Raw genomic sequence first — 2,810 nt, 5'->3', positions numbered from 1 at the left:
TACCATTTTTACAATCTTTAATTATTATTACTTTCATTTTTCACACTCACAATCGCCTGTATTAGGTTATCTGCAAAGATTGATAATGACTCTTCTGAAGTTGCTGCTGAAGCAGCGAAGTGTCCTCCACCTCCAACTCTCTCTGCTATAAGTTGGACATTAACATCTAGTGATCTAGCTGATAATTTATATAATTTAGAACCAGGAATCTTAGCGATAACGAATGCCGCCCTTCTTCCCTCTGTTCTAAGTATCTCATCAGCAGCTACAGATATAACATCTGAATCCGCTTCGCCATCATATGTGGCTAAATAGTAACCGGGTTTAACTTCAATTAACTCAGTTAGTATTTTTCTAATAGTTGTTGTTTGACTTTCTGATAATTTCAGTAAGTTAGTTGCAACGTTTGCTGTAGCACCAAATGATTCAAGTCATGATGCTGCGGCAAATGTTCTAGAAGAAACTTGTTTCTGGAATTGTTTTGTATCAAGATAGATACCAGCTAATAATAATTGAGCTGTCTCAAGTGAAATCTTAATATTTCTTTTTGAGAATTGAATAATTTCAGCAACAATTTCCGATGCTGAAGAAACAGCTGTATCAACATATGTATGTGATTTGTGTGTTCCTTCTGGTAATTTAGTAACTCTATGGTGGTCAAGGATAAATATATTACTTTCCTCAAATCCTTTAAGAGCATTTGGGTTCTCAGTACGAGTTGGTTCTGCCGTATCACAAATAAATACTAATGTTGATGATTTAGAGAACTTATCGGCTTGAGTTGGTTTAATAAATAATTCTTTTGGATTTTTAACTAATTGCTTAATAGCCTTTTTAGTTGTGTTATCGAATGTTGCATTAACAATATATGATTTTTTGTTGAATGCTCTGGCCATCTCTACTATACCTCTTGTTGCACCTAAGGCATCAAGGTCAGCATACTTATGTCCATAGACGATAACATTTTTAATTTTAGGATCTCCCAATCTTTCAACAATAATTTTTGAAATTTGAGAAATCTTAACTCTTGATGATGATGAAACAGCTTCTGTCTCAGCACCAAAGTATTTATAATCTTGATTTTGGTAAGCAACAGTAACTTGGTCACCACCACGGTTTTGAGATTGAATAATAGCTTCTTTAGCTAAACTCATTAATTCATTAGGTAATGTTGAACCAACACCAATACCAACTGAAACTGTTAACTTAACCCCATTGATTGAAAGAGCGGTGTTAATTTTAGTAAATACTGAAAATTCTTCTTTAATTAATTTATCTAATGTTTCATGGTCTGTAAAAATCATAAACTTACCATTTACATATTGACGATAAATGATGTTGTGTTTTTCAACTAGTGAATCCAACATTTTCATAATTGTTGATTGAATTGCAAATATTTCCTCTTCAGGTAGAAGTGATTGATACTCTTGGAAGTTATCAATATCTAATTCTGCAACTACTGATTTCTCATTTTTATATTGTTCTAAAATTGATGCTTTCTCAGTTACGTCTCTTAAGATTATAGAATTTGATTTAGTTATAATACTTGCTTCATAGAAAATATTATTATGTTTGAATGTAAATTGTGTTTTGTTGTTGTGATAATGGTCTTGGAACTCTTTTGAAATATCGGATACATTCTTACCGATAAGTCTGTTGTTAAATCTTTCTGATATAAACTTTGATGATCATATAATAATTCCTTCACTATTAAAGATAATTGTTCCTATACCTGATGATGAGATCAATTCTTCGATATAGTAATCGAAAGATTTCTTAATCTCAACTCTTTGTCTTCTAATTCCTATTATTGCCCCTAGAACTAAAATTAATGAAACTATCGAAATCGTTGCAAATAGTAGTAGTAATAAAACCCTATTGCTTCCAGTTAGTTGAGTTCCAATTAATGTCATTCCGACAATTAATGCGACTATTGCTAAGGTTATTAAACTTAGTAAAAATATCTTGTGTTTTTTATTCATAGAATAATTATATAACAAAGATAAAAAAAAGATAGTATTATATACTATCTCTTATTAGTCGTTATTTTAATTAACGTCTAATTCTTTATTGCTGTAGAAAGAGATCTTTGGTGTTTAGCACAAGTACCTGTTACACCTGCAGAAAGGATTTTACCTTGGTTGTTGATAAATCTTCCTAGTAATTCTGTATCTTTGTAATCGATGTAGTTAATTTTCTCTAAGTGGAAGAAACAAGGTTTCTTTCTTCTTACCACTTTCTTAGGTTTTCTATTAAATGGTCAAGCTCTCAAGGAACGTCTAAAGGGACATCCTTTGTTTGAGCTATCTCGTCTTTTTGAACTGATGAATTGTGTGTTGTATTAGTTGGTTGAGGAGTTGGTTGAGTTGTAACTGTAGGTTTAACTTCTGTTGCAACATGTCCTTCTCTTTGTTCTCTTTGTTCTCTTTGTGCTCTTGTTTCAAGAGATTGAACTCTATCGGCAGCAACTTCGTAATGAGTTACTGTTTCATCTTGAGCATTTTTATATGTTGATGAAGAAAATCTTCCTTCAACTGATATCCTAGAACCTTTTGTTAGATATTTTTCAGCAAATTCTGCTGTTTGTCTTCAAGCAACAACTGGAATAAAATCAGCTTGATCTTCACCGAATTGTCTGCTTACAACAACTGTGAATCTAGCATATTTAATTCCTGACGCTGTTTGGAATGCTTGTGGATCTCTAGTTAATCTCCCTACTAATAGAACTTTATTCATTACTTATCCTCTGTTTTAGAAGCGTTTTGTCTAGCTTGATAAGCAGCTCTTTCAGCTCTACGAGCTTCCATTGC

The 2,810-nt window shown here is 32.2% G+C and carries 3 protein-coding genes; all 3 read right to left on the bottom strand.

Annotated elements, in window-relative coordinates; all coding sequences use genetic code 4:
• Nucleotides 1–17: 17 nt before the first annotated feature.
• Nucleotides 18–1,982 (bottom strand): GGDEF domain-containing protein, encoded by a 1,965-nt coding sequence (locus C4B25_RS04515; protein ID WP_131613949.1) that lies wholly within the window; start codon nucleotides 1,980–1,982, stop codon nucleotides 18–20.
• 77 nt (nucleotides 1,983–2,059) lie between these two features.
• The gene (rpsR, locus tag C4B25_RS04510; protein WP_131613947.1) at nucleotides 2,060–2,236 is read right to left on the bottom strand and encodes a 30S ribosomal protein S18; all 177 of its coding nucleotides are present in this window, start codon (nucleotides 2,234–2,236) and stop codon (nucleotides 2,060–2,062) included.
• Nucleotides 2,230–2,736 carry a single-stranded DNA-binding protein gene (locus C4B25_RS04505; RefSeq protein WP_131613945.1) on the bottom strand — a complete coding sequence of 169 codons (507 nt, stop codon included), beginning with the start codon at nucleotides 2,734–2,736 and terminating at the stop codon, nucleotides 2,230–2,232. The genes rpsR and C4B25_RS04505 overlap by 7 nt, the downstream gene beginning before the upstream one ends.
• Nucleotides 2,737–2,810 lie beyond the last annotated feature (74 nt).

It is taken from the genome of Mycoplasma todarodis (assembly GCF_004335995.1).
GTDB classification, from domain to species: domain Bacteria; phylum Bacillota_I; class Bacilli_A; order Mycoplasmatales; family Metamycoplasmataceae; genus Mycoplasma_K; species Mycoplasma_K todarodis.
The sequence above is the reverse complement of the archived record's forward strand: the minus strand, read 5'-3'. Positions and strand labels throughout refer to the sequence as shown.